Origin of the sequence: Microbacterium sp. str. 'China' (assembly GCF_002993305.1) — a bacterium.
GTDB lineage: Bacteria > Actinomycetota > Actinomycetes > Actinomycetales > Microbacteriaceae > Microbacterium > Microbacterium paraoxydans.
In genome coordinates this window covers 2,088,474-2,111,751 of the sequence record NZ_CP027434.1, presented here as the reverse complement: position 1 = coordinate 2,111,751, position 23,278 = coordinate 2,088,474, and the positions used below count along the sequence as shown (strand labels likewise).

Annotated in this window: 21 protein-coding genes; 11 read left to right on the top strand and 10 right to left on the bottom strand. The window is 71.1% G+C overall.

Features of this window, described 5'->3' with window-relative positions; translation table 11 throughout:
- Window positions 1–46: 46 nt before the first annotated feature.
- Together C6C15_RS10165 and C6C15_RS10160 are read left to right on the top strand one after the other, a co-directional pair.
- On the top strand, window positions 47–670 hold the full coding sequence (locus C6C15_RS10165) for an ArsR/SmtB family transcription factor (protein ID WP_105950007.1): 624 nt from the start codon (window positions 47–49) through the stop codon (window positions 668–670).
- Window positions 667–885 carry a hypothetical protein gene (locus C6C15_RS10160; protein WP_105950006.1) on the top strand — a complete coding sequence of 73 codons (219 nt, stop codon included), beginning with the start codon at window positions 667–669 and terminating at the stop codon, window positions 883–885. The genes C6C15_RS10165 and C6C15_RS10160 overlap by 4 nt, the downstream gene beginning before the upstream one ends.
- A gap of 83 nt (window positions 886–968) precedes the next feature.
- Here C6C15_RS10160 and C6C15_RS10155 read toward each other — a convergent pair whose 3' ends face one another.
- Window positions 969–1,178, bottom strand: coding sequence for a hypothetical protein (locus tag C6C15_RS10155; RefSeq protein WP_025105004.1), 210 nt, complete (start codon window positions 1,176–1,178; stop codon window positions 969–971).
- Entirely contained in the window at window positions 1,178–3,772 is a 2,595-nt protein-coding gene (gene valS / locus C6C15_RS10150; RefSeq protein ID WP_105950005.1) for a valine--tRNA ligase, read from the bottom strand. The genes C6C15_RS10155 and valS overlap by 1 nt, the downstream gene beginning before the upstream one ends.
- 157 nt (window positions 3,773–3,929) lie before the next feature.
- Here valS and C6C15_RS10145 point away from each other — a divergent pair, with 157 nt between their 5' ends.
- Window positions 3,930–4,979 carry a P1 family peptidase gene (locus C6C15_RS10145; protein WP_105950004.1) on the top strand — a complete coding sequence of 350 codons (1,050 nt, stop codon included), beginning with the start codon at window positions 3,930–3,932 and terminating at the stop codon, window positions 4,977–4,979.
- 96 nt (window positions 4,980–5,075) lie between these two features.
- Here C6C15_RS10145 and C6C15_RS10140 read toward each other — a convergent pair whose 3' ends face one another.
- The 8 genes from C6C15_RS10140 to C6C15_RS10105 form a co-directional block, all read right to left on the bottom strand.
- Entirely contained in the window at window positions 5,076–5,888 is an 813-nt protein-coding gene (locus C6C15_RS10140) for a serine hydrolase (protein WP_060921170.1), read from the bottom strand.
- On the bottom strand, window positions 5,885–6,718 hold the full coding sequence (locus C6C15_RS10135) for a serine hydrolase (protein WP_105950003.1): 834 nt from the start codon (window positions 6,716–6,718) through the stop codon (window positions 5,885–5,887). The genes C6C15_RS10140 and C6C15_RS10135 overlap by 4 nt, the downstream gene beginning before the upstream one ends.
- Window positions 6,715–7,677 carry a S66 peptidase family protein gene (locus C6C15_RS10130; RefSeq protein ID WP_105950002.1) on the bottom strand — a complete coding sequence of 321 codons (963 nt, stop codon included), beginning with the start codon at window positions 7,675–7,677 and terminating at the stop codon, window positions 6,715–6,717. The genes C6C15_RS10135 and C6C15_RS10130 overlap by 4 nt, the downstream gene beginning before the upstream one ends.
- Window positions 7,674–9,323 carry an ATP-binding cassette domain-containing protein gene (locus C6C15_RS10125; RefSeq protein ID WP_105950001.1) on the bottom strand — a complete coding sequence of 550 codons (1,650 nt, stop codon included), beginning with the start codon at window positions 9,321–9,323 and terminating at the stop codon, window positions 7,674–7,676. The genes C6C15_RS10130 and C6C15_RS10125 overlap by 4 nt, the downstream gene beginning before the upstream one ends.
- Before the next feature lies 1 nt (window position 9,324).
- Window positions 9,325–10,239 (bottom strand): ABC transporter permease, encoded by a 915-nt coding sequence (locus C6C15_RS10120; protein ID WP_082749928.1) that lies wholly within the window; start codon window positions 10,237–10,239, stop codon window positions 9,325–9,327.
- Window positions 10,236–11,279: an ABC transporter permease gene (locus C6C15_RS10115; protein WP_105950000.1), complete on the bottom strand. Its 1,044-nt coding sequence runs from the start codon at window positions 11,277–11,279 to the stop codon at window positions 10,236–10,238. Before C6C15_RS10115 ends, C6C15_RS10120 begins: the two co-directional genes overlap by 4 nt.
- A 72-nt stretch (window positions 11,280–11,351) precedes the next feature.
- The gene (locus C6C15_RS10110) at window positions 11,352–13,157 is read right to left on the bottom strand and encodes an ABC transporter substrate-binding protein (protein ID WP_234024122.1); all 1,806 of its coding nucleotides are present in this window, start codon (window positions 13,155–13,157) and stop codon (window positions 11,352–11,354) included.
- Between the two features lie 314 nt (window positions 13,158–13,471).
- Window positions 13,472–14,620: a M20/M25/M40 family metallo-hydrolase gene (locus tag C6C15_RS10105; protein ID WP_105949998.1), complete on the bottom strand. Its 1,149-nt coding sequence runs from the start codon at window positions 14,618–14,620 to the stop codon at window positions 13,472–13,474.
- 93 nt (window positions 14,621–14,713) lie between these two features.
- Between C6C15_RS10105 and C6C15_RS17085 the strand changes: the two genes are divergently transcribed.
- The 8 genes from C6C15_RS17085 to C6C15_RS10065 all read left to right on the top strand — a co-directional run bounded on the left by C6C15_RS17085 (window position 14,714) and on the right by C6C15_RS10065 (window position 23,277).
- The gene (locus tag C6C15_RS17085) at window positions 14,714–15,490 is read left to right on the top strand and encodes a GNAT family N-acetyltransferase (RefSeq protein WP_158698541.1); all 777 of its coding nucleotides are present in this window, start codon (window positions 14,714–14,716) and stop codon (window positions 15,488–15,490) included.
- Window positions 15,487–16,170, top strand: coding sequence for a MurR/RpiR family transcriptional regulator (locus C6C15_RS10095; protein WP_105949996.1), 684 nt, complete (start codon window positions 15,487–15,489; stop codon window positions 16,168–16,170). Before C6C15_RS17085 ends, C6C15_RS10095 begins: the two co-directional genes overlap by 4 nt.
- Window positions 16,167–17,315 carry an o-succinylbenzoate synthase gene (gene menC / locus C6C15_RS10090; RefSeq protein ID WP_105949995.1) on the top strand — a complete coding sequence of 383 codons (1,149 nt, stop codon included), beginning with the start codon at window positions 16,167–16,169 and terminating at the stop codon, window positions 17,313–17,315. Before C6C15_RS10095 ends, menC begins: the two co-directional genes overlap by 4 nt.
- A gap of 30 nt (window positions 17,316–17,345) precedes the next feature.
- On the top strand, window positions 17,346–18,233 hold the full coding sequence (locus tag C6C15_RS10085; RefSeq protein WP_105949994.1) for an aminotransferase class IV: 888 nt from the start codon (window positions 17,346–17,348) through the stop codon (window positions 18,231–18,233).
- Window positions 18,217–19,347, top strand: a complete 1,131-nt coding sequence (locus tag C6C15_RS10080) for a dipeptidase (protein WP_082749994.1) — start codon at window positions 18,217–18,219, stop codon at window positions 19,345–19,347. Before C6C15_RS10085 ends, C6C15_RS10080 begins: the two co-directional genes overlap by 17 nt.
- Window positions 19,344–20,057, top strand: a complete 714-nt coding sequence (locus C6C15_RS10075; RefSeq protein ID WP_105949993.1) for a type 1 glutamine amidotransferase — start codon at window positions 19,344–19,346, stop codon at window positions 20,055–20,057. The genes C6C15_RS10080 and C6C15_RS10075 overlap by 4 nt, the downstream gene beginning before the upstream one ends.
- A complete protein-coding gene (locus C6C15_RS10070) occupies window positions 20,054–21,580 on the top strand; it encodes a serine hydrolase domain-containing protein (protein ID WP_105949992.1) in 1,527 nt (508 codons plus the stop codon). The genes C6C15_RS10075 and C6C15_RS10070 overlap by 4 nt, the downstream gene beginning before the upstream one ends.
- 83 nt (window positions 21,581–21,663) lie before the next feature.
- On the top strand, window positions 21,664–23,277 hold the full coding sequence (locus tag C6C15_RS10065) for an ABC transporter substrate-binding protein (protein WP_105949991.1): 1,614 nt from the start codon (window positions 21,664–21,666) through the stop codon (window positions 23,275–23,277).
- Window position 23,278 lies beyond the last annotated feature (1 nt).

The window sequence follows — 23,278 nt, the reverse complement described above, 5'->3', positions numbered from 1 at the left end:
CAAAGAAACACTTGCAAAGAGTTGTTTGCAAGCGTATCTTTGCATCATGACGAACGAGACGCAGGTACGGACGCTGGATGCAGGGGCGCTGAAAGCGCTCGCGCATCCGCTGCGGGTCAAGATCTTCGATCTGCTCGCCTCTCGTGGTCCCCAGACGGCCAGCTCTCTCGCAGCCCTCGTGGGGGAGACCTCGGGATCCACCAGCTATCACCTCCGCGCTCTCGCGGCCCACGACCTCATCCGCGAGGTGGAAGGCCGGGGTACGGCACGGGAGCGATGGTGGGAGCGTCCGAAGGGACGCATCGATATGCCGGGCCCGGACGAGCAGATGTCGCCGGCCAACCGTGCCGCGGCGCAGATCGTCACGTCGGAGTTCTTCCGGCTCCGGCACGAGACCTTGATGCAGTACCTCAACCGCCCGGAGTCGGACGTTCCCGAGGGGTGGCGCGACGTCGGCATCACCATCACGACGCACCTCGACGTCACGCCGGCGCAGGCCATGGCGCTGCGGCAGGAGATCGAGGATCTCATCGAGCAGGCCATCGAACGCTATCGGGGTCAGACCGGGCCCGACGTCCGACGGGTCTCCGTGCGGGCCGAGCTGTTCGACCTGCCGACGTCGCCGCGGGAGGCCCTCGCCGGTGCGGGCGAGACGACGGAGGCATCATGACCGCCGCGACCCTGCACCTCGTCAGTCCCACACGGACGGAGCGCGGCCTGCTGCGCCTCGCCGACCGGGTCACCGCCGGGGTCGAGCAGCGGATCGAGCGGCGCGCGCAGCGTCGGACCCTCGCCCTCGACCTCGTCCGCGAACAGCAAGCCCGCCGCCACGACCCGCATGCCGTGGATCATCTCCTCGCGCAGCTCGGAGCGTCGCGCCGCTGACCCGAGACCCCGGGTACGCGGCGAGACCCCCTCCTTCCCGCGCGGGAAGGAGGGGGTCTCGACGATGAAGCGGGGTCTCGCGATCAGAAGGGACGGGCGATGACCTCGCCGGAGGGGGTCTGGAGGACCTCCCAGCCGGCGTCGAGCTCCGCGATCGCGCGGCCCTCGAGCCAGGTGAGGGTCCAGTGGCCGGTGAGGCCCTGGGACTCGACCTCGGCGATGGCGGGACGCAGCGCCTCGGGGACCGACGCGGGCGGCTGTGCACCCGTGGCCCAGCGCGTGCCGAGCTGCATCAGGAGGCCTCGACCGGGGCGAGCTCGATCGCGGTGACCGCGAACTCCTCCGCCTCGGTGATCTCGAGCTCGGCGATGCGGCCGACCGCGCGGAGGTCGTCCGCTGCGGCGCGCAGGGCCTCGACCTTCGCGGCGGGAGCGGCGATGGCGGCACGGGAGACCGGGGTCTTCTGCGATGCCTTCGCCTCGGTCTTCGCGCGCCGGATGCCGATGAGCGCCTCGCTCGCGGCGGCCAGCACGGCCGGGTCGCCCTCGATGCCGAGCTTCTCGGGCCACGCTGCGGTGTGCACGGAGCCTTCCTCGAACCACGACCAGGCCTCCTCGGTGGTGAAGGAGAGCACCGGTGCGAGCAGCCGGAGCAGCGTGGACAGCGCCAGACGCAGCGCGAGGGCGGCCGAGGCCTGGCCCACGTCGTTCTGGTTGTAGGCGCGCTCCTTCACGAGCTCCAGGTAGTCGTCGCAGAACGTCCAGAAGAACGCCTCGGTCAGCTCCAGCGCCCGCGCCGCGTCATACCGGTCGAAGGCCGCGGTCGCCTCGGCCACCACGCCGTCGAGTGCCGTGAGCATCGAGGCGTCGAGCGCGTGCGTCACCTGGGCTCCCTCGGGCACCGGGAACGACAGCACGAACTTGGCGGCGTTGAGCACCTTGATCGCGAGACGCCGGCCGATCTTCACCTGGGTCGGGTTCTGCGGGTCGAAGGCCGCGTCCATGCCGAGGCGGCTCGACGCCGCCCAGTACCGCACCGCGTCCGAGCCGTGGGCGTCGAGCACGTCGGCCGGGGTGACCACGTTGCCCTTCGACTTCGACATCTTCTTGCGGTCGGGGTCGACGATGAAGCCCGAGATGGCGGCGTTCTTCCACGGGGCGCGGCCGTCTTCGAGCGTGGAGCGCAGCATGGTCGAGAAGAGCCAGGTGCGGATGATGTCCTGTCCCTGCGGGCGCAGATCGAACGGAGCGGTGAGCTGCCACAGCTCCTCGTCCCGCTGCCAGCCGCCCGCGAGCTGCGGGGTCAGCGACGAGGTCGCCCACGTGTCGAGGATGTCGGCCTCGGCGTCGAACCCGCCCGGCACGCCGCGCTGGGCCTCGGTGTAGCCGGCCGGCACATCCGTGGTCGGGTCGATGGGCAGCGCGGCCGCGTCCGGGGTGAGCACGCGGTCGTAGTCGCGCTCGCCGTTCTCGTCCAGCGCATACCAGAGCGGGATCGGCACGCCGAAGAACCGCTGCCGGGACACGAGCCAGTCGCCGGTGAGGCCGCCGACCCAGTTCTCGTAGCGGACCCGCATGAAGTCGGGGTGCCACGCCAGCTCGGTACCATGCGCGAGGAGCTGATCGCGCAGCTCGCCGTCGCGGGCGCCGTTGCGGATGTACCACTGCCGGGTCGAGACGATCTCGAGCGGGCGGTCACCCTTCTCGAAGAACTTCACGGCGTGCTGGAAGGGCTTGCCGACGGCGGTCATGTCGCCGGTCTCCTGCAGCTTCTCCACGATCGCCTTGCGGGCGCTGAAGACGGTCTTGCCCGCCACGTTCTCCGCGTACCAGGCGCGGGCGTCGGCGTCGGCCACGATCGAAGGGGCCTCGGCGAGGAAACGGCCGTCGAGGCCGATCGTCGTCATGTTCGGCAGGGATTCGCCGGCGGCGGTGCGCAGCTCGCGCCACCAGATGATGTCCGTCACGTCGCCGAAGGTGCAGACCATCGCCGCGCCCGTGCCCTTGTCGGGCTGGGCGAGGTGGTGACCGTGGATCTCGATCTCGGCGCCGAAGTAGGGCGTGCGGACCTTGGTGCCGATGAGGTGCTTGTGCGGCCCCTCGGGGTGGGTCACGATCGCGATGCACGCGGGGAGGAGCTCCGGGCGGGTGGTGTCGATCGCGATGGAGCCGGAGCCGTCCGCGAAGGGGAACTCGATCGTGTGGTACGCGGCCTGCTGGTCGCGGTCCTCGAGCTCGGCCTGCGCGATCGCGGAACGGAAGTCGATGTCCCACAGCGTCGGCGCGAGAGCCTGGTACGCCTCGCCGCGCTCGATGTTGCGGAGGAAGGCGAGCTGGCTCTGCCGGATCGTGTCGTCGGAGATGGTGCGGTACGTCTGCGTCCAGTCCACGCTCAGTCCGAGCTGACGGAACAGCGCCTCGAACTGCTTCTCGTCCTCGATCGTGAGGCGCTCGCACAGCTCGATGAAGTTGCGACGGCTGATCGGCTGCTGGTCGGCCGCCCGGCTCGACTTGTTGTCGCCGCCCTCGAACGGCGGGGTGAAGTCGGCGTCGTAGGGGAGCGAGGGGTCGCAGCGCACGCCGTAGTAGTTCTGCACGCGGCGCTCGGTGGGCAGACCGTTGTCGTCCCAGCCCATCGGGTAGAACACGGTCTTGCCGCGCATGCGCTCGTACCGGGCCTTGACGTCGGTGTGCGTGTAGGAGAACACGTGACCGATGTGGAGGCTCCCGGAGGCGGTGGGCGGCGGGGTGTCGATCGAGTAGACGCCCTCACGACCGAGCTCGGCGGCGCGCAGACGGTCGAACAGGTATGTGCCCTGCTCCGCCCAGGCGGCGTCCCACTTCGCTTCGAGACCTTCGAGTGCGGGCTTGTCGGGAATGGCGGACATGGAGGTCTCCTCGAGCGATGTATGCGGCACTGTGTGAGCGTGCCTGAGTGTGGGTGGTGCCGCCCAGTCTACCGAGCGCACGGGCGCGGCGCTCGACCCGGGGGAGCGTCCGGCGCGGCGCTGCGGCCGGCCCCCTCGACGCTGGAAGGATCGGAGCATGACACCGCCGTCGTCCTCGTCCTCCCGTCCCCGTCTCGCCGACCTCGGCGTGCCGTCCGGAGCCTTCCCGCGCGGCGCGGAGAACGCGATCACCGACGTCTCCGGTGTGCGGGTGGGGCACGCCACGCTGCACGGCGACGGTCTGCACACGGGCGTGACGGCGATCGTCCCCGACGCCCTCACCGCCGAGCGCCGCAGCCTTCCCGCGAACCTCTCCGTGGGCAACGGCTACGGCAAACTCGTCGGCGCCACGCAGCTCCGGGAGCTCGGGGCGCTGGAGACGCCGATCCTGCTGACCTCGACGCTGTCCGTGTTCCGCGTCGCGGACGCGCTGCTCGGGCATCTGCTGGCGACGCCGGCGCACGCACGGACGACCACGCTGAACCCGGTGGTGGGCGAGACGAACGATGGGTTCCTCTCCGACATCCGCCGGCGCGCCGTGGGGGAGGAGCAGGTGGCGGCGGCCCTGGCCGCGGCCGCTCCGGGAGCGGTCGCGGAGGGAGGCGTGGGCGCCGGTGCCGGTACCGTCGCCCTCGGGTACAAGGGCGGCATCGGCACGGCATCGCGGCTGGTCGAGGTCGCGGGGCGCTCGGCCACGGTCGGCGTCCTCGTGCAGACGAACTTCAGCGGCACGCTGCGGATCGCCGGCGTCCCGCTGCCCGCGGAGGAGCTCCTCGCCGATGCTCCGGCACAGCCCGTCGGCAATTCCTGCATGATCGTCGTCGCGACGGACGCGCCCGTCGACGGGCGGCAGCTCGGCCGCGTGGCCAACCGGGCCGTGTTCGCGATGCGCGGTGTCGGCGCCGACTATGCGCAGGGCAGCGGCGACTACGCGATCGCCTTCTCGGTGCACGACCAGGCGGACGGCGGTCCGGCCGCGGACGACGAGCTCTCGCCGCTCTTCGCCGCGACGATGGACGCGGTCGAGGAGGCCCTGGTCAACTCGGTGCTTGCGGCGGAGACGACGGTGGGCCCCGAGGGGCGGACGGCGCACGCGGTACCGATCGATCGGGTGCGGGAACGCCTGGCTCGCGCCGGGGTCGTCTGACCCGCGTTCACAACTCAGGAGAAACCGGGTCGGCGGCGCCGCGGGAGCGGCGCGTCGTACCGACCGCCGCCGGATGTCCTGAGTTGTGAACCGAGGTCAGTCGGCGAGCGCGGCGTGGATGCCCTCGCCGATAAGGCGCATGGCGGCCAGCACCGGTCCGCGTCCGTCGGCGCCCCGGTCCCAGTTCGCCAGGACGGCGTAGGCGATCCGGCGGGTGGGGGACATGACGATCCCGGTGTCGGCGCGGACGCGGGAGATCGTGCCGGTCTTGTTCAGCAGCCAGACGCCGCGATCGAAGCCCCAGTGCGCGAGCGGGTCGAGGTCGAACGCCGACGCGACCATCGACAGGTCCATGCCCGCGCCCAGCCAGCGGCGCAGCGTGTCGGCCGAGGCGGGGGAGAGATCGGTCCCATCGGCGAGCCGCGACATGAAGAGCACGAGTTCCGCGGCGTTCGCGTGCGACAACGTCTTCGGGGCGCCGGGCGGGATCGGCCACCGCACGATATCGTCGAGGGCCGAGGCGGTGTAGCCGAGCGCGCGGGTATGCTCCTGCACGGTCGGGATGCCGATGACGCGACCCAGCGTGTTGGTCGCGGCGTTGTCGCTCACGGCCCCGATGAGAGCGGCCACGTCGTACAGCGACAGCTCGGACGCCTGCAGCAGGTACCAGAGACCGGAGTCCTCGATGGCCTCGACCGGCCGGCGGGTCACACGCTCGTCGAGAGTCCGCGTACCGGCGTCCACCTCGGCGAGGAGGCGGTGCAGGAGGAAGATCTTGCCGACGCTCGCCGTGTCCAACACCGTCTCAGGTTCATGGCGCAGCAACACCTCGCCCGAGTCGATGTCCTGGACGAGGACAGACCAGGCGGTGCCGTTCTCGTCGGGGAGCTCCAGGTCGATCGCGCTCATGCGTCCTCCTCGTCTCGTGCGCGTCCGGTGACATGCGCACGGATGAGCTCGCCGACGGCGCGCATGCCGTCGAGCACGGGCGCGCGGAGGTCGGCCGCGGAGTCCTTCCAGTTCGCCGCCACCGCATACGCGACGGCGGCCCTCGGGCCCCGCAGCAGTCCGACGTCGACGCGGGCGAAGCTCACGCTGCCGGTCTTGTGACGCAGCACCATGCCCTGATACTCGGCCTCGACGTGGGCGAGGGGGTCGAGCAGGAAGGCGTCGGCGGTCATCGACGTGTCGGTGTCGGCGGCGAGCCAGTCCAGCACCCGGGCGCTCACCGCGGGGGAGAACGCCTCGCCGGCGCCGAGCCGGCGCATCACGTCGGACAGCTCGGCCGCCGTGCCGAACGACGGGGTCCAGGGCAGGTCGGGGGTGCGCTCGTTGCGGATGTAGTCGTGCAGCGCCGTGTCGCGGTACCCGAGGGCCGGGGCGACGGCCCGCACCTCCTCCAGGCCGCAGAGATGGATCAGCGCGTTCGTGGCGAGGTTGTCGCTCACCGCACCGACGAGGAGCGCCGCGTCGTGGACCGTGATGCGCTGATCGTGCATGCGGTACAGCAGCCCGGAGTCCTCGACGCGGTGCTCGTCCGGGACCGCGATCCGGTCGTCCTCGGCGAGCGCGCCCGTTTCCAGCCGCCGAGCGACCTCGAGGAGCAGGAAGATCTTGCCGATGCTCGCGGTCTCGCACTGGGTGTGCGGCTCGTGCTCGGCCAGGGTCTCGCCGCTGCCGGCGTCGACGAGCCGGATCGACCAGGTGACGCGGGGGTCGAGGGGCGGAAGGGCGATCATGGCCGTCCCACCGTGAGGCGGGGCTCGTCGCCGGTCGCGTCCAGCACCCCATCCACACCGAGCGGGATGGTGAGGGCGTGCGGGTCGTGGCCGAAGCCCTGCTCCCACAGCACGGGGACGCCGGCGTCCTGGAATTCGTCCCGCATGAGCGCGTGGACGAGGTCGAGGTCGCCGCACTCGTGCCAGGAGCCGAGCACGATGCCCGTCGCCTGCGCGAGACGGCCCGCGCGCCGGAGCTGCGTGACGAAGCTGTCGAGGCGGTACGGCTCCTCCGTGATGTCCTCCAGGAAAAGGATGCCGGGGGCGGGGACGTCCGCCTCCGGGGCGCCGAGTCCGGCGGCGAGCAGACTGAGGTTGCCGCCCGTGAAGCGTCCCTCGGCGCGACCCGGCGTCATGATCTCGGTCTTCGGACCGATGAGCTCCCGCCCGCGCCAGGGTTCGAAGAGCCAGCGCTGTACGTCGTCGCGCACCTGCTCCGAGTCGCGGAAGACGTTGTTGCCCGCCATCGGGCAGAAGAGCGTCGCGACGTCGAGATGCGCACGCCACGTCTCGTGCAGCGCCGTCACGTCGGACGAGCCCGTGAGCAGCTTCGGCCGTCCGTCCTTGCGCAGCGCCCCTCGGCGCATGTCGGCCCAGTCGATGCCGTCGAGGAGGCGCAGGGCCCCGTAGCCGCCGCGTGCCGTGACGACGGCGTCCACGTCCGGATCGAGCCAGGCGTCGACGAGGTCGGCGCGGCGGAGGTCGTCAGGCCCCGCGAGGTACGACGCGCGCGGGTGGGGCGTGAGGACGTGCGCCCCCACGCGGACCTTCAGGCCCCAGGACTCGTAGTAGCCGACGGCGCGCTGCGTGTTCTCCTCGTTGCCGGGACCGGATGGCGAGACGATCGCCACCGTGTCGCCGGGCTGCAGGGGAGCCGTGTCGAGATACGGCGACACCGCCGCCTCCGTCAGGGTGCTCATGCCGTCTTCTCCTCGATGCGCGGCGCCGCGGACAGCAGGTGCCGGGTGTACTCGTGCTGCGGGTTCAGCAGCACCTCTTCGGTGGGTCCGTGCTCGACGATCTGCCCGTGGTACATCACCGCGACCGTGTGGGCGATGTTCCAGGCCAGGCCGAGGTCATGCGTGATGACGAGGGCCGAGAGCCCGAGGCGGCGACGCAGCTCCAGCAGGAGGCCGAGGATCTCTCCGCGCACTGACGCGTCGAGCGAGGCGACGGGTTCGTCGGCGATGAGCAGCTGCGGCTGCACGGCGAGCGCTCCGGCGATCACGACGCGCTGCCGCTGCCCGCCGCTGAGCTCCTGCGGGATGGCGCCGAAATAGCGCTCCGGCGGGGTGAGCTCCGCATCGGCGAGGCTCTGCGTCACCCGCTCGCGCTCGTCGCCGGGGAAGCGCTGCACACGCAGCCCCTCGGCGACGGACTCGTACACGCTGTGCTTCGGGTTCAAAGCCGCCCACGGATCCTGCAGCACGAGCTGCACCTGCGAGCGGAACCGCGCGAGGTCGCGTCCTTTCGACGGGATCGGTGCGCCGTCGAAGAGGATCTGCGACCCGGGGTCGGCTGGCTGGAGTCCCATGAGTGCGCGGGCGAGGGTCGACTTGCCGGAGCCGGACTGGCCGACGAGCGCGACGATCTCGCCTTTGCGCACCGAGAGGTCGACGTCGCGGACCGCATGCACGGGGCGCCCGCCGGAGCGGTAGGTGACGTTGACTCCGCGGGCCTCCAGCAGCACCTCGTCGCCGTGGGTGATCTCCGGCACGTCGTCCGCATCGCGGCCGTGCCGGGTCACCGGGGCCATCCGGGAGGCCGGGTCGCCGATCGTGGGGAAGGCGTCGGCGAGCTGGCGGGTGTACGCCTCCTGCGGGGTGGTGCAGACCGCGTAGCTCTCGCCGACCTCGACGAGCTCCCCGTCGCGCATGATGGCGATCCGGTCGCACGCCGTGGCGAGCACCGAGAGGTCGTGGCTGATCATGAGCATCGAGATGCCGCGCTCCGCCACGAGACGGGAGATCATGTCGAGGATCTGCTTCTGCACGATCACGTCGAGCGCGGTGGTCGGCTCGTCCGCGATGATGACCTCGGGATCGCAGGCGAGGGCCATCGCGATCATGACGCGCTGCTTCTGGCCGCCGGAGAGCTCGTGCGGATACGACTCGCTCTTCTGCTGCGGCAGGTCGACGATGTCGAGCAGCTCCCGCACCCGCTCCTTGCGCGCCTTCTCGCCCTTCCATCGATCGGAGGCGTGCAGCTCCAGCGCCTCCAGGAGTTGCCAGCCCACCGTGCGGACCGGGTTGAGCGAGTGCATCGCGCCCTGGAACACGATGGACGTCTGCGCCCAGCGCACGGCGCGCAGCTGCCCGAAGGACAACGTGGCGACGTCCTCGTCGCCGAGCAGCACGCGGCCGCTGAGCCGGGCGTTGCGCGGCAGGAGCCGGAGCACGCTCATGGCGAGAGTGGACTTGCCGGAGCCGGACTCGCCGGCGATGCCGAGGGTCTGCCCGGCGGGAAGGGTGAGCGAGACGTTGCGTACGGCCGCCACCTCGTCCCGACCCGACCGCCCCGAGGTGCGGTACGTGATGGAGACGTCGTCGAAGATCAGGTCGGGCATCTCAGCGGCTCCTCAGCGTCGGGTTGGTGATGTTCTCGACGGCGCGGCCCATCAAGGTGAACGACAGCACGACGAGGACGATGGCGATGCCCGGCACGAGCACGTACCACCAGTAGCCGCTTGTCGCCGCGGAGACGTCCATCGCGTTCTTCAGGATCGAGCCCCACGACTGCAGGGTGGTGTCGCCGAGGCCGAGGAACGCCAGGGTGGATTCGGAGATGATCGCCGAGCCGACGGTGAGCGTCGTGTTGGCGAGCACGAGCGGCAGCACCCCGGGGAGGAGGTGCTTCATGATGATGTGCCAGTGCCCGGCGCCGAGGGCCCGTGAGCGTTCGATGTAGTCGCGCGATTCGACGGACAGGGTCTGCGCGCGGACGACGCGGGCGGTGCCGGCCCAGGAGGTCAGGCCGATCGCGATGATGATCGTCCAGACGCCACGGCTCAGCACCGACGAGAGCACGATCGCGAGGATCAGCGACGGCAGCACGAGGAAGAAGTCGATGATGCGCATCATCAGCCCCCCGAAGAAGCCGGTGAAGTGGCCCGCCGAGAGGCCGACGAGGGTGCCGATGATCATCGACATCGCCGTGGCGGCGAGGCCGACGAGCAGGGACACCCGGGCGCCCCACACCATGCGGACCCAGATCTCGCGACCCTGATGGTCGGTGCCGAGGGGATGCTCCCAGGACGGCGGGGCGAAGCGCTGCACGTCGACGAGCTTCGTGACGTCGAGCATGCTGGCGGGGGCGATCACGGGGGCGAAGATCGCGATGAGGGCCACGATCACGAGGAAGACGAGGCCCACCATGCCCGCCCGGTGCTGGGCGAACTGCCGGCAGAAGTCGACGAAGGCGGTGCCGCGGCGGTGCCACGCCAGGGCGCGGGGGGAACGGATAGTCGGGGTTGCCGTGGTCATGCGCGCCTCACCCTCGGGTCGAGCTGCCGGTAGATGAGGTCCGCGATGAGGTTCATCGCGATGATGATCGTGGAGAACACCACGAAGGTGCCCTGCAGGAGCGGGAGGTCGGGGCCGGAGATGGCCTCGAAGGTGAGCTTCCCGAGCCCGGGCCAGGAGAACACCGTCTCCACCGTGACGGCCCCGGCGATGAGACCGCCGATGTGCATGAAGACGAGGGTGACGGTCGGCAGCAGGGCGTTGGGAACGGCGTGCCGACGGCGGACGAGGTCCTCTCGGAGGCCCTTGGCCCGAGCGGTGGTGAGGTAGTCGGCGCCCATCTCCTCGAGGAGCGAGCTGCGCATCACCATGAGGTACTGCGCGTACACGACCGCGACCATCGTGATCACCGGGAGCACCATGTGCGAGATCACGTCCAGGACCGCGCCGACCGGATCGGTAGACGGGTTGGGGGAGACCATGCCTCCGGTCGGGAACCAGTGCAGCGTGCCGCCGAAGACCATCAGGAGCAGCAGGGCCAGCCAGAAGGTCGGCACCGACCAGAACACGAGCGACGTGCCGGAGACGATGCGGTCGAAGGTGGAGCCGTGCTTCCAGGCCGCCTTCTGCCCGAGCCAGAGGCCGAGGGCGATCGCGATGATCGCCGCCGTGCCGGTGAGGAGGATCGTGTTCCAGAAGTACTGGCCGATGAGGTCGGACACCGACGTGCGGTAGACGTAGCTCGTGCCGAAGTTCAGGGTGAAGACGTTGCCGAGGTAGTCGATGAACTGCTGCCACAGGGGCTTGTTCAGACCGAGCTGCTCGCGCAGCTGGTCTGCCTGCTCGGCGCTCATCCCGCGCTCGCGGGCGATCGAGGCGACCGGATCGCCCGGCAGGATCTTGAAGGCGAAGAATCCGAGGAGGATCACCATCGCCAGGCTGATGGCCGCGCCGCCGAGCTTGACCAGGAAGTAGCGGAGGGCGCCGACGCCCTTCGGCTGCTCCTCGGCCGCGGCGCTCGTCGCGATGGCGGAGGTGGACGGGGGTACCGCGTTGGACATGGGGGTCTCCTTACAGCGGACCGGGAGACGCCGCGGGGGCGGAGGCCCGCCACCCGCGGCGTCTCGCCGGACTCATTCGACGTCGGCGATGTTGCGGCGACGGATCAGGAAGAAGATGAGCCCTCCGATGATGACCACCCCCACGACGATGCCTCCGATGAGGAGTCCGGTGTTCGTGCCGGTGCCGCCGGCGGTCGCGCCCTCGACGGGCTCGACGGTGAGGTAGCCCCAGTAGCCGGCCTGGTTGGCGATGATGCCGCCGTCCTTCGGCTGCAGCGTGAAGCCCGTGAAGCGGTCGGAGCGGTAGGCCTCCAGCGAGTTGGCGTACCAGGTGGCGACCTGCGCGGTGTCGGTGTAGTTCAGCGCGAGCATGTCGTGCACGATCTCCTGGCGCTTCTCCGCGTCGATCTCGGAGCGCTGCGCGGCGTACATCTCGTCGAACTCCGGGTTGCAGTACCCGTCCTGCGTGGTGCCGCCGGTGCCGTCGGTCGCGGTCGGCAGGTTCATGCAGGTGTTGATGCCCAGCTGGTAGTCGGGGTCGGGGTTGACCGACCAGCCGCTGAAGTACAGGTCGTAGTCGCCGGAGGTGGCCTTCGCGCTGATCGTGTCGGAGTCGGTGGACTCGACCGTGATCTCGATGCCGATGTCCTTCATCCACGGGACGAAGAAGTCGGAGATGGACTGCTCGTTCGCGTCGTCCGCGTCCGTCAGCAGGCGCAGGCTCAGGCTCTGGCCGTCCTTCTCGCGGATGCCGTCCGCGCCGGGGACCCAGCCCGCCTCGTCGAGCTTCGCCTGCGCGGCCTCGGGGTCGAAGCCCACGATCACGTCGTCGTCGTCCGACAGGTGCCACTTCGGGAAGGACGCCGGGATGAAGCTCGTCGCGAGCGTGCCCTCGCCGTCCAGGACCTTGTCGAGGAGGGTGGCCGTGTCGGTGCCGAGACGGATGGCCTGGCGCACCTCGAGCTCCTTCAGCGCGGCGTTGCCGGTGCCGTAGGGCACGTTGTCGCGGGTCTGCTGACCGACGTTGATGCTGATCGAGTGGTAGCGGCGGCCCTCACCGGAGTGCGTGGTGATGCCGTCGACGCCCTCGAGTGCCGAGAACTGGGTGGGGGTGAGGCCCGTGACGAGGTCGACGTCGCCCGCCTTGAGCGCCTGCACCTGGGCGTCCGAGTTCGTGTAGTACACGTACTGGATCGCGTCGATCTTGGGGGCGCCCCGCCAGAAGTTCTCGTTCGCCTTCAGCACGATGGACTGGTTGGCCGAGTAGCTGTCGAGGACGAACGGGCCGGAGCCGACCACGTCGGCGTCGTTGGTGAAGGTCGTCGGGTCGTCGACCTCCTCCCAGATGTGCTTCGGGACGATCGGGATCTCCGAGCCGGGGTTCGGGGCCTGCGGGGTCTTCAGGGTGATCACGACGGTCTTGTCGTCGGGGGTCTCGACGGTGTCGAAGTTGGAGACGAGGTTGCCGTTGGCGGTGCCGAGGGCGGGCACCGTCATCATCTGGTCGTACGTGTACTTCACATCGGCGGAGGTGATGGGCTCGCCGTCCGACCAGACGAGGTCGTCCTGGAGGGTGAAGGTCCACGTCTGACCACCGTCGGTCGCCTCCCAGCTGTCGGCGAGGCCCTTCGTGGGGGAGCCGTCCTCGGCGTCGTTCTGCACGAGCGACTCGTAGACGTACCGGATGATGTTCGTCGGCGTCAGGTAGATCGAGATGAACGGGTTGAACGTGTCCACGAACCCGGAGGTGGCGATCCGGAGCGTCGTGTCGGAGGCCGGGGATTCGGTGGCGGCGCTGACGGACTGCGCCTGAGCGGCACCGACCGGAGCGGCGAGGAGGAGCGCGGAGGCGATCGCGGCGGCGGTCAGACTTCGCACGGTTCTGGAGCGGGGGGCAAGACGCATGGAAGGTCCCTTCGGGCGCCGCCCGGATCCACAGTGAAGCCGGGTCGGTGCTGACCATGCAAGCGGAAGACGGCCCTGTGGTCAAGACATTCGATGCGTATCGCGCAAGAAAAATCGCGCGGATCCGAAAGAACGCGGGCCGTCGAGCGGGTGTAACACAGCGGAAACACGCGGATGCCAGGATTCGCGCATCGGGATGACGGGAGCGAAGGATGACTTCTCGACGCGGACATCCGGAACGTATCTCGGGCCGGTTCGGGTCGGGCGCGCGAACCGGAATCGTATCGTCACTCCGCCGGGACGGTGAGCACGGCACGCAGGAGCGCGATGCGTTCGTGCAGGGAGGAGCGCAGGAAGTGCTCGTCCAGCGCATGCGCACCGCCGCCCCGGGGGCCGAAGCCGTCGACGGTCGGCAGACCCTTTCCGCCGAGGAGGTTCGTGTCGCCCGCGCCGGCCGCGGGGCGGCCGTCGACGTGCTGGCCGAGTGCGGCGCCGGCCGCGGCGATCCGGGCGAGGAGGTCGGTGTCCTCCGCCGAGGCCTGCCAGGCGGGCCGGGCGCTCAGCACGGCGACCTCGAGGCGGGCGCCGGGGCGCACCGGCGCCAGTTCCTGGAGGGCGGTGAGGACGCGCTGCTCGCTGTCCGGGTCTCGGAAGCGGAGGCCGATCTCGGCCGCCGCGTGCGCCGGCACCACGTTGGTCCTCGCGCCGCCGTCGATGACGCCGACGTTGCACAGCACCGGACTCGGAAGCTCCGGGTCGGCCACGATCGCGCGGGCCAGGAGGAGCTGGTCCACGAGCTCGTCGATCGCCGAGACGCCGTGCTCGGGATCGAGTGCGGCGTGGGCCGCGCGGCCGGTGACGGCGATGCGCACCCGGGCACTGCCGCGGCGGCCGACCTTGAGGGCGCCGTCGGGATGCGGGGACTCGAATCCGATGGCGCAGGACGCGCCCCTGGCCCGTTCCGCGAGCAGGGGGCCCGAGACGGGGGAGCCGATCTCCTCGTCCGCGACGAGCACGATCCGCACGGCGCGCCGCTGTTCGAGCGGCACGGACTGCAGGTGCCGCAGGGCCCCGAGCATCACCACGATGCCGGCCTTCATGTCGTAGGCGCCGGGGCCGCGCACGACATCCCCGTCCTCGGTCCACGGCAGGTCGTCCGCCAGGGTGCCGACCGGCCACACGGTATCGGTGTGGCCGATGAGGAGAACCGGGTCTCCGGTACCGGGGACGTCGATGACGAGATCCGTCCCGAGCTCGTGCGGGATCCGCTGGACGCTGCCGCCGACGCCGGCGAACCAGGCGGACAGCAGGTCGGCGATGCGGGCGCTCGCCTCTGTGTCGCGGCTCGGCGTCTCGATCAGCACGAGTTCGCGCACGAGTGCGATGATGTCGTCGGAAGGATGGTCCCCGTCGCGCACTGCCGAGAGAGTCGTCACGGTTACGAACCGTATCTTGCCCCTTGATCGCCCCGCAACCCGCCGATAACATCGCTCAAAGCAGCAGGACTCTTCGATCTTAGGAAACGTATCGTGCCTCATTCTTCGGTGGCCGCCGGTGTCGCCCACGGCTGCCGCGAACTCACCCGGTACACCGAGTTCCGTGAGGCCGCCGCGCTGTACGCCCGCGTCTTCGCATACACGGAGAACGAGTACGCCCTCAACGCCAACCTGCTCACCGCCCTCGCCCGCAACGGCGGTTCCGCGGTCGGCGCCTTCGCCGACGACGGAGAGCTGATCGGGTTCGCGTACGGGTTCGCCGGCTGTGACACCACCGGCGCGTCCTTCCACTACTCGCAGGCGGCCGCCGTCGATGCCGCGCACCAGGGACGCGGCGTCGGCCAGGCGCTCAAGCTCGCGCAGCGTGCCGTGGCCCTGCGCTGGGGGCAGCGGACGATGCGGTGGACGTTCGATCCGCTGCTCTCGCGCAATGCCCATTTCAACCTGAGTTCCCTCGGGGCCGTCGGCATCGCCTACGAGCGGGACTACTACGCCCGCCCCGACACCGACCGCCTGGTGGTCTCGTGGGACCTGGACGCTGCCGACCGGCCTTCCCGCCGGTCCCTTCCCGTCCCGCCCGTGCTCGGGCCGGACGACTGGGGGCGGGCCGCGGCGGCGGACGGCGGCACCTGGATCGCGATCCCAACCCGTCCCGGCGACCTCGACGTCGAGGAGCGCGCGGCGCTCCGGCGGGATCTGGAGCGGACGATGACCGCGGCATTCTGCCGCGGGGACGTCCTCGTCGGGGCCACGCGCCTCGACGACGACACGGCGGTCTACCGCGCGACACCTCGGGAGGGCACGGCATGAACGACCACGACCAGGAGGATCGCGACCTCGTCTCTCCGCGAGACCGCTACGGCGAGCGCATCCGCACCAACCTCTCCGCCGAGAGCATCCAGGCGCGGATCATCGAGACCGAGCAGCGCACGCTCGCGCAGACCTTCGAGGAGCTCAGCCGCTCGGCTCAGGTGCCGCAGGCCGCGGCGCTGCTGCTCGGTGCCCGGCGACGGTACGTCGCCGGCGAGGGCAAGGCGGCGGCCTACGCGCAGCTGCTCAACGCGGATCTCTCGGCGACGCTGTCGAACGTGTTCCTCGTCGACGGGCACGCGCTGCAGCCGCTCACTGTGCTCACCGACGTCCGGGCCAGCGACGTGCTCATCGCGTTCTCCCTGCGGCGCTACCGCGAGGAGACGGTGCGGCTCGGGCGGCTCTTCCGCGAGGCGGGCGGTCAGCTCGTCGTGATCACCGACAGCGAGGACGCGCCGCTCGCATCCATCGCGACCTCGCTCATCCGGGTGCGCACGGGATCGGCGTCGTACGCCGATTCGCCGACCCCGGTCGCGGCGGTGTGCCACCTGCTGAGCGCGCTCACCACGGCGAGCGCGAAGGGAGCGCGTCGGCGGCTGGCCGAACGCGACCGGCTGGTGGCCCGCCTGGGTCTCTACGGCCCCGAGACCGCGCGGCCCCGCCCTGAGGAGGACGCGTGAGGGTCGTCCGCGTCCGGCTGTTCGCCCTGCGCCAGCCGCTGCGTCACAGCTTCGAGACGAGCTCGCACCGCAAATCCGGCATCGAGCACGTGCTCGTCGAGGTCACCGATGCCGACGGCCGGACGGGCTGGGGGGAGATCGCGTCCCCGAGCGATCCGTTCTACGGTGCGGAGACCACGGTCACCGCGTGGGAGATCGCCACGCGGTACCTCGTGCCCGCGCTGCTCCGTGCCGAGGGGGAGGAGCCGGCGGAGCTGGAGGCGTCGTGGGCGCGGGTCCGCGGGCACGAGTTCGCGAAGGCCGGGTTCTCCGGCGCGGTGTGGGACCTGGCCTCCCGGCGGCGGGGGGTTGCGCTCGCCGCGGCCCTGGGCGGGACGCGCGACGAGGTCGTCGCGGGGGTGTCGTTGGGCATCGAGCCGTCGATCGACGAGCTGCTCGCGCAGGTGGAGGTGCAGCGCGCCGCCGGCTACCCCCGCGTCAAGCTCAAGATCGCTCCGGGATGGGATGTCGAGCCGGTGCGTGCGGTGCGCGGCGCCTACCCCGACCTCGATCTCCACGTGGACGCGAACGGCGCCTACGCCGATGACGAGCGGGCGGCCGCGGTGTTCGCGCGCCTGGATCGCGAGGCGCTGACCATGATCGAGCAGCCCTTCGCGCCGCGGGATCTCGTGGCCCACGCCGATCTGCAGGCGCGGCTCGACACGGACGTGTGCCTGGACGAGTCGGTCGTCGACCTCGGCGACCTGCGGACCATGATCCGGTTGGGTGCAGGGCGGGTCCTCAACATCAAGGTGTCGCGGATGGGCGGGCTCACCGTCGCCCGCGCCGCGCACGACGTTGCGCAGGACGCGGGCATCCCCGTGTGGTGCGGCGGGATGCACGAGTTCGGCGTCGGGCGGGCTGCGAACGTCGCGCTGTCGTCCCTGCCCGGCTTCCTGCTGCCGTCGGATGTGTCGGGATCGGACAAGTACTACGAGTCCGACATCATCGCGCCTCCGGTGACCGCCGTCGCCGGTCGCGTGACGGTCCCCACCGGACCGGGCATCGGACACGAGGTGCTCGCCGAGCGCATCGCCCGTGACGCGTCCCGCGTCTTCGACTCCTCCGCGGCCGAGGCCCCCGAGGCCGTCCTGACCGCGGGCTGACCGACCCCGAACCTGCGAGAGCGGAATCCCATGCGTGCACTGCTGCTGTACCGGCTCGATCTCGCCGTCGAAGCCGCGGAGGACGAGATCCACCCCGTCGATCCACGGGAGCCGATCATCCGGGCGACCGACCTCGGCGTCACCCGCGGCGACGGCGTGTTCGAGACCGCCGTGGTGCGCGGGGACAGGCCGCAGGCGCTGGAGGCGCATCTCGCGCGGCTGGAGCGTTCGGCGCAGCTCCTGGGGCTGCCCGCGCCAGGCCGAGAGCTGTGGGCACGGGCGGTGCGCCGCGCGGCCGCCGAGGTCTCCCGCCCCGGAGTGCTCCGCGACGGGGAGATCGCCTCGATCAAGTTCGCGATGACCCGCGGGGACGAGATCGACCCGGCCGGACCGACGGGGTGGGTGCTCGGCTTCGCGGCAGAGGACCCGGAGGCCGTCCGCGCGCGGGGCGTCTCCGCGGTGGTGCTCGACCGCGGGTACCGGCACGACGTCATGGAGACCGCGCCTTGGCTGCTGCAGGGAGCGAAGTCCCTCGCGTACGCCGTGAACCAGGCGGCCCTGCGGGAGGCACGGAGCCGAGGTGCGGACGATGTCGTCTTCGTCAGCGCCGACGGGTTCGTCCTCGAAGGGCCGCGGTCGACGCTGATCGCGCGGCTCGACGGGACGCTGGTCACGCCACCGCCCGAGCACGGGGTGCTCCCCGGGACGACCCAGGCCGACGTCTTCGCGGGACTCGCCGAGGTGCCCTCCCGCGTCGGTCCGATGATGCGGGACGATCTGGAGCGGGCGGACGCCCTCTGGCTCTGCTCCAGCACCCGCGGTGCGGTGCCCGTGCGGGAGCTGGACGGTGTCGCGCGCGCCGTGGACCCGGTGCTCACCGCGCGGATGAACGCGGTGCTGGATGGACGAGAGGACTGAGATGGTCGACGCGGACCTGCCGATCGATCGGGTGATCGACGGCCACAACGACCTCGCCTGGGCGAGCAGGACGCTGCTCGGCTACCGGGTCGCGGAGCTCTCCGGCCCGGTGACGGCCACGCAGACCGATCTGCCGCGGCTGACCGCGGGCGGGGTCGCCGGCCAGTTCTGGTCGGTCTGGGTCGATCCCGTGCTGGAGGGGGCGGAGCAGGTGGTGGCCACGCTCGAGCAGATCGACTTCGTGCACCGCCTCGTCGACGCCCACCCGCAGCGCTTCGCGATCGCTCGGACGGCGGCCGACGTGCGTGCGGCGATGGCGGAGGGGCGGATCGCCTCGCTCATCGGCATCGAGGGCGGCGACCAGCTCGGCGGATCGCTGGCCGTGCTGCGGCAGTTCGCGCGTCTCGGCGCGCGGTACCTGACGCTCACCTGGTCGCGGACGATCGCCTGGGCGGACTCCGCGACCGACGAGGCGCGCCACGGCGGCCTGACGGACTTCGGACGCGAGGTGGTGCGTGAGATGAACCGCATCGGTGTGCTCGTCGACCTCTCGCACGTCGCTCCGACGACCATGCGGCATGCTCTGGAGATCACGACCCGCCCGGTGATGGTCAGCCACTCCGGCGCTTTCGCCCTGTGCGACCACCCCCGCAACGTGCCGGACGACGTGCTCGCCGCGATCGGCGCGCAGGGCGGCGTCGTGATGGTGCCCTTCGTCCCCACGTTCGTCTCGCAGGGCCGCCGCGACTGGTGGGAAGCCGGCGGAGAAGGAGAGGCGCCGCGCGTCGGCGTCGCGGACGTCGCCGATCACCTGGACCACGTGCGTCGCGTGGCCGGCGCACAGGCGGTCGGGATCGGCGCCGACTACGACGGCTCCGATGCGATGCCGGACGGTCTCGGCGACGTCTCGGGGTACCCGGCGCTGTTCGCCGAGCTGCGGCGTCGAGGCTGGTCGGAGGACGACCTCCGGGCCCTGGCGCACGAGAACGTCCTCCGGGTGCTGGAGGCGTCGGACCCCGACCACGAGGCCTTTCTCGCGGGCAGTGCAGGAGAGCCCGCCGCGGCCGCGCTCGCTCCCGCGGTCGACACGACGATCCGGGAGGGGGCGCTGTGACCCCGCGCGTCCTCGTGATCGTGAACTCCGCGAGCTCCGGCCCGCGCCGCCTCGGCACCTGGCTGCGGGAGAAGGCAATCGACGTCGATGAGATCGTGGGAGCCGAGCAGCCGCTGCCCACCTCCCTGGACGGCTACGCCGGACTCGTCATGCTGGGCGGCGGGCTCATGCCGGACGACGATCACCGCGCGCCGTGGCTCGCCGCCGAGCGCGCGCTCGCCGCGGAGGCCATCGACCGTGACCTCCCCACCCTCGGTATCTGCCTGGGCGGTCAGCTGCTCGCCCACGTGGCCGGCGGCGAGGTCGCCGAGAAGACCGGACCCATCGAACGTGGCGCGACCCCCATCCGCCCCACCGCGGCGGGACGTGCCGACGCCCTGTTCGCGGCCCTCGGCGATGAGGCTCCGATGATCGAGAACCACCAGGACATGATCACGCGGCTGCCATCCGCGGCGGTGCTGCTGGCGACGAGCGCCGCCGTCGAGAACCAGGCCTTCCGGCTGGGGGCTCGGGTGCGGGGCGTGCAGTTCCATCCCGAGGCGTCCGCGGCCGACCTCGCGCGTTGGGACGACGCGGCACTGCGGGGAGAGGGACGCTCGCTTCCCGCCCTCATCGCCGCCGCCGAGCGCGTGCACGATCACAACACCGCGGCCAGCCGCGCGCTCATCGAGGCCTTCGCCGACGAGGTGCGCGCCGGGGTCCCCGCATGACCGGGAAGGATGCGGATCTCCTCGTCACGGAGGAGACCGCCGCGGAGGCACTCCGCCACGGCCTGGACGAGCGCGCGCGTCGTGCCGCCCCGGCCGCCATCGCCGCGGTGGCCGAACGGGGAAGCGTCCGCGCAGTGCTCACCCACGGCCATCCCCGCGCCGATGAGGCCCCGACGACGCGGGACACCGTCTTCCGCATCGCGTCGATGTCCAAGAGCTTCCTGGCCGCCACCGTGCTCTCGTTGCGCGACCGCGGCCTGCTCGACCTCCACGCGCCGATCCGCACCTACCTGCCGGAGGTCCGGCTGCAGTATCGGGGCGCCGACGTCGAGGTCACCGGCGACCTGCTGCTCTCCAACCGGTCCGGTCTGGGGGAGGACAACGCCTGGGTGGACCGCCATCTCGGCGCCTCCCGCGCGGAGATCGCGGCGCTCTTCGCGGGTGGGGTGCGGCTCGCGGCCGCGCCGGGAACCGTCTACCAGTACTCCAACCTCGGCCAGTCGCTGCTCGGCCGCGTCGTGGAAGCGGTGACGGGGCGGGCCGTGGAGGACGTCATCCGGGAGACCCTGCTCGAGCCCCTCGGACTGCGCCGGACGGCGCACGGGGCGGACGGCTACGCGCCCGAGACGCTGGCCGGTGGGTTCCGGACGTTCGACGACGGCACCACGTTCCGCCCCGAGCCGTTCGTGGGTTCCGGCGCGCTCGGCTGCATCGGCAGCATGTTCAGCACCGTCGACGACATCGCGAGATGGATGTGGTTCCTCGGCTCGGCCTTCACCGACGACCCGCTGGCGCCCGCCGTGCTGGCTCCGGCGTCGCGACGGGAGCTGCAGCAGGCCCGCACCCCCATCCCGGTGCCGTCGGCGATGTTCGACGGGCGCGATCTCGCGGGGGCCGGCTACGGCTACGGCCTCTTCGTCGAAGACGACCGGCGGTTCGGGCGGGTCGTGCAGCACTCCGGCGGTCTTCCCGGATTCTCGGCGCACATGCGCTGGCACGCCGCCACCGGCGTCGGCGTCGTGGCCTTCGGGAACTCCGACGAGTTCGGCGCCCGGCGGATCGCAGGCGCCGCGCTCCAGCAGCTGCTCGAACGGACGGACGCCCCCGCCGCGGTCCTGCACCCGTGGGCGGAGACGGTCGCCGCCGCGCAGGCTCTCGATACCGCGATCCGCTCCGGAGGGCCTGCCGCCACGTACCCGTTCCTCGCCGACCATGTGCTCGACGACATCCCGGCCGACGTCCGCGATGCCCGGCTGGCGGCACACGTCCAGGAGATCGGCGGATTCCGCGCAGAGCAGGCCCCGTTCCCGGATCGCGTGGTGGCCGCGGCGACGGAGGCCGAGCTGCGCTGGCGGATCGCGGGGAACCGCGGCGACCTTCTCGTCGACGTGCGGCTGGTCGGGCTGCCGGAGCCTCGCGTGCAGGGGGTGAGCGCGGCGGTCGTCGCGCCAGGGCGGACACGTGTCGCGGGGGAAGGGGCCGGGGCCGCAGAGCGACACCGGATCATCCTGCCGTCCCCCTGATCCCGGGACGGCACAGATCGACCGGGTCCAAAAAACCGCCCTAGGATGGAGACATCCCGACCCGTCCATTCTGAGGAATCCTCATGCCCGCCACCCCTGTGCGTCGCCTCCTGCCCTTCGCCGCGCTCGCCGCCGCCACCGCCCTGGTGCTGAGCGCGTGCGCCGGCCCGTCCACGGAGAGCGACGGCGGTGAGCTCGTGTGGTCGATCGAGGGCGCGAACCTGTCCGCCGGGCACATGGACCCGCAGGTGAGCCAGCTCGACGTCTCCGGCATGGTGCAGCGGGCGGTGCTCGACTCCCTGGTCTTCCAGGAGGACGACGGCACGTTCAGCCCGTGGCTCGCGAAGAGCTGGGACGTCTCGCCGGACAGCACGGAGTACACGTTCACGCTGCGCGACGATGTGACCTTCACCGACGGCGAGCCGTTCGACGCGGAGGCCGTCAAGGCGAACTTCGACCGGATCGTCGACCCGGAGACCGCCTCGGCTCAGGCGGCGAACATGCTCGGTGCGGACTTCTACGACGGCACCGAGGTCGTCGACGACCACACGGTGAAGGTCTCGTTCACGCAGCCGTATGCGCCGTTCCTGCAGGCGGCCAGCACCCCGCAGCTCGGCTTCTACTCGCCGGCAGTGCTGGCCGAGTCGGCCGACAAGCTCAAGGCGGGCGGCCCCGACGTCACGGTCGGCACCGGACCCTTCGTGCTCACCGAGTACACCGCAGACCAGGAGATCGTCTACACGCGCAACGACGACTACGCCTGGGGTCCGCACGAGGCGAAGGCGCCGGCGTTCGAGACGCTGCGCGTGCAGATCCAGCCGGAGGCGTCGGTGCGTACCGGAGTGATCGAGAGCGGGGAGGCCGACCTCGCCAGCAACATCCCGCCGAACCAGGTCGCCGGTCTGGACGACGCCGACGTTACGGTCGACTCGGTGGAGTACCCCGGACTGCCCTACTCGCTCTACCTGAACGAGAAGTACGGCGTCTTCGCCGACGAGAAGGTGCGGCAGGCGTTCGCCCGCGGCATCGACGTCGACGCGGCGGTCGAGGAGATCTACTTCGGGCAGTTCCCGCGGGCATGGAGCATCCTCGGCAGCACGACCCCGGGCTACGACGCGTCGCTGGAGGACTCCTGGCCGTTCGATCAGGACGCCGCGAACGCCCTGCTCGACGAGGCCGGGTGGACGGAGCGCGACGCCGACGGCATCCGCATGAAGGACGGCGAGCGCCTGTCCGTGCGGTGGATCGCCTGGACCCCGGTCCCGGACGACCGCGCGGCGCTGGCCAACGCGATCCAGTCGGACCTCAAGGCCATCGGCTTCGAGGTGCAGCGCGAGGAGCTGGAGCCCGGCGCCTACAACGCCCAGTACGAGCCGAAGACGTTCGACCTCACCGACTGGGGCTTCTCCGGCGTGGACGCCGACTTCCTCCGTGCGCACCTGCACACCGACGGCTTCCAGAACGCCTCGCAGGTGAGCGATCCGGAGATCGACGCGCTCCTGGAAGAGGCCGTCGCGTCGAGTGATCAGGACGCCCGCAACGAGCTCTACACGCAGCTGCAGCAGTGGAACGCGGAGTACACGGCCATCGTCCCGCTCTACAGCCCCTCGGCGATCACGGCGGTCGGCGAACGTGTGCAGGGTCTGGACTACGACCTCTACGGGCGGCCGCTCTTCTACGATGTGAGCCTCGGCTGAC

What these genes read in the sequence shown, in the direction of transcription:
- C6C15_RS10165 (WP_105950007.1), top strand. Translation starts at nt 47, where the DNA reads ATGACGAACGAGACGCAGGTACGGACGCTGGATGCAGGGGCGCTGAAA.
- C6C15_RS10160 (WP_105950006.1), top strand. Translation starts at nt 667, where the DNA reads ATGACCGCCGCGACCCTGCACCTCGTCAGTCCCACACGGACGGAGCGC.
- C6C15_RS10155 (WP_025105004.1), bottom strand. Translation starts at nt 1,178, where the DNA reads ATGCAGCTCGGCACGCGCTGGGCCACGGGTGCACAGCCGCCCGCGTCG.
- valS (WP_105950005.1), bottom strand. Translation starts at nt 3,772, where the DNA reads ATGTCCGCCATTCCCGACAAGCCCGCACTCGAAGGTCTCGAAGCGAAG.
- C6C15_RS10145 (WP_105950004.1), top strand. Translation starts at nt 3,930, where the DNA reads ATGACACCGCCGTCGTCCTCGTCCTCCCGTCCCCGTCTCGCCGACCTC.
- C6C15_RS10140 (WP_060921170.1), bottom strand. Translation starts at nt 5,888, where the DNA reads ATGAGCGCGATCGACCTGGAGCTCCCCGACGAGAACGGCACCGCCTGG.
- C6C15_RS10135 (WP_105950003.1), bottom strand. Translation starts at nt 6,718, where the DNA reads ATGATCGCCCTTCCGCCCCTCGACCCCCGCGTCACCTGGTCGATCCGG.
- C6C15_RS10130 (WP_105950002.1), bottom strand. Translation starts at nt 7,677, where the DNA reads ATGAGCACCCTGACGGAGGCGGCGGTGTCGCCGTATCTCGACACGGCT.
- C6C15_RS10125 (WP_105950001.1), bottom strand. Translation starts at nt 9,323, where the DNA reads ATGCCCGACCTGATCTTCGACGACGTCTCCATCACGTACCGCACCTCG.
- C6C15_RS10120 (WP_082749928.1), bottom strand. Translation starts at nt 10,239, where the DNA reads ATGACCACGGCAACCCCGACTATCCGTTCCCCCCGCGCCCTGGCGTGG.
- C6C15_RS10115 (WP_105950000.1), bottom strand. Translation starts at nt 11,279, where the DNA reads ATGTCCAACGCGGTACCCCCGTCCACCTCCGCCATCGCGACGAGCGCC.
- C6C15_RS10095 (WP_105949996.1), top strand. Translation starts at nt 15,487, where the DNA reads ATGAACGACCACGACCAGGAGGATCGCGACCTCGTCTCTCCGCGAGAC.
- C6C15_RS10085 (WP_105949994.1), top strand. Translation starts at nt 17,346, where the DNA reads ATGCGTGCACTGCTGCTGTACCGGCTCGATCTCGCCGTCGAAGCCGCG.
- C6C15_RS10080 (WP_082749994.1), top strand. Translation starts at nt 18,217, where the DNA reads ATGGACGAGAGGACTGAGATGGTCGACGCGGACCTGCCGATCGATCGG.
- C6C15_RS10070 (WP_105949992.1), top strand. Translation starts at nt 20,054, where the DNA reads ATGACCGGGAAGGATGCGGATCTCCTCGTCACGGAGGAGACCGCCGCG.
- C6C15_RS10065 (WP_105949991.1), top strand. Translation starts at nt 21,664, where the DNA reads ATGCCCGCCACCCCTGTGCGTCGCCTCCTGCCCTTCGCCGCGCTCGCC.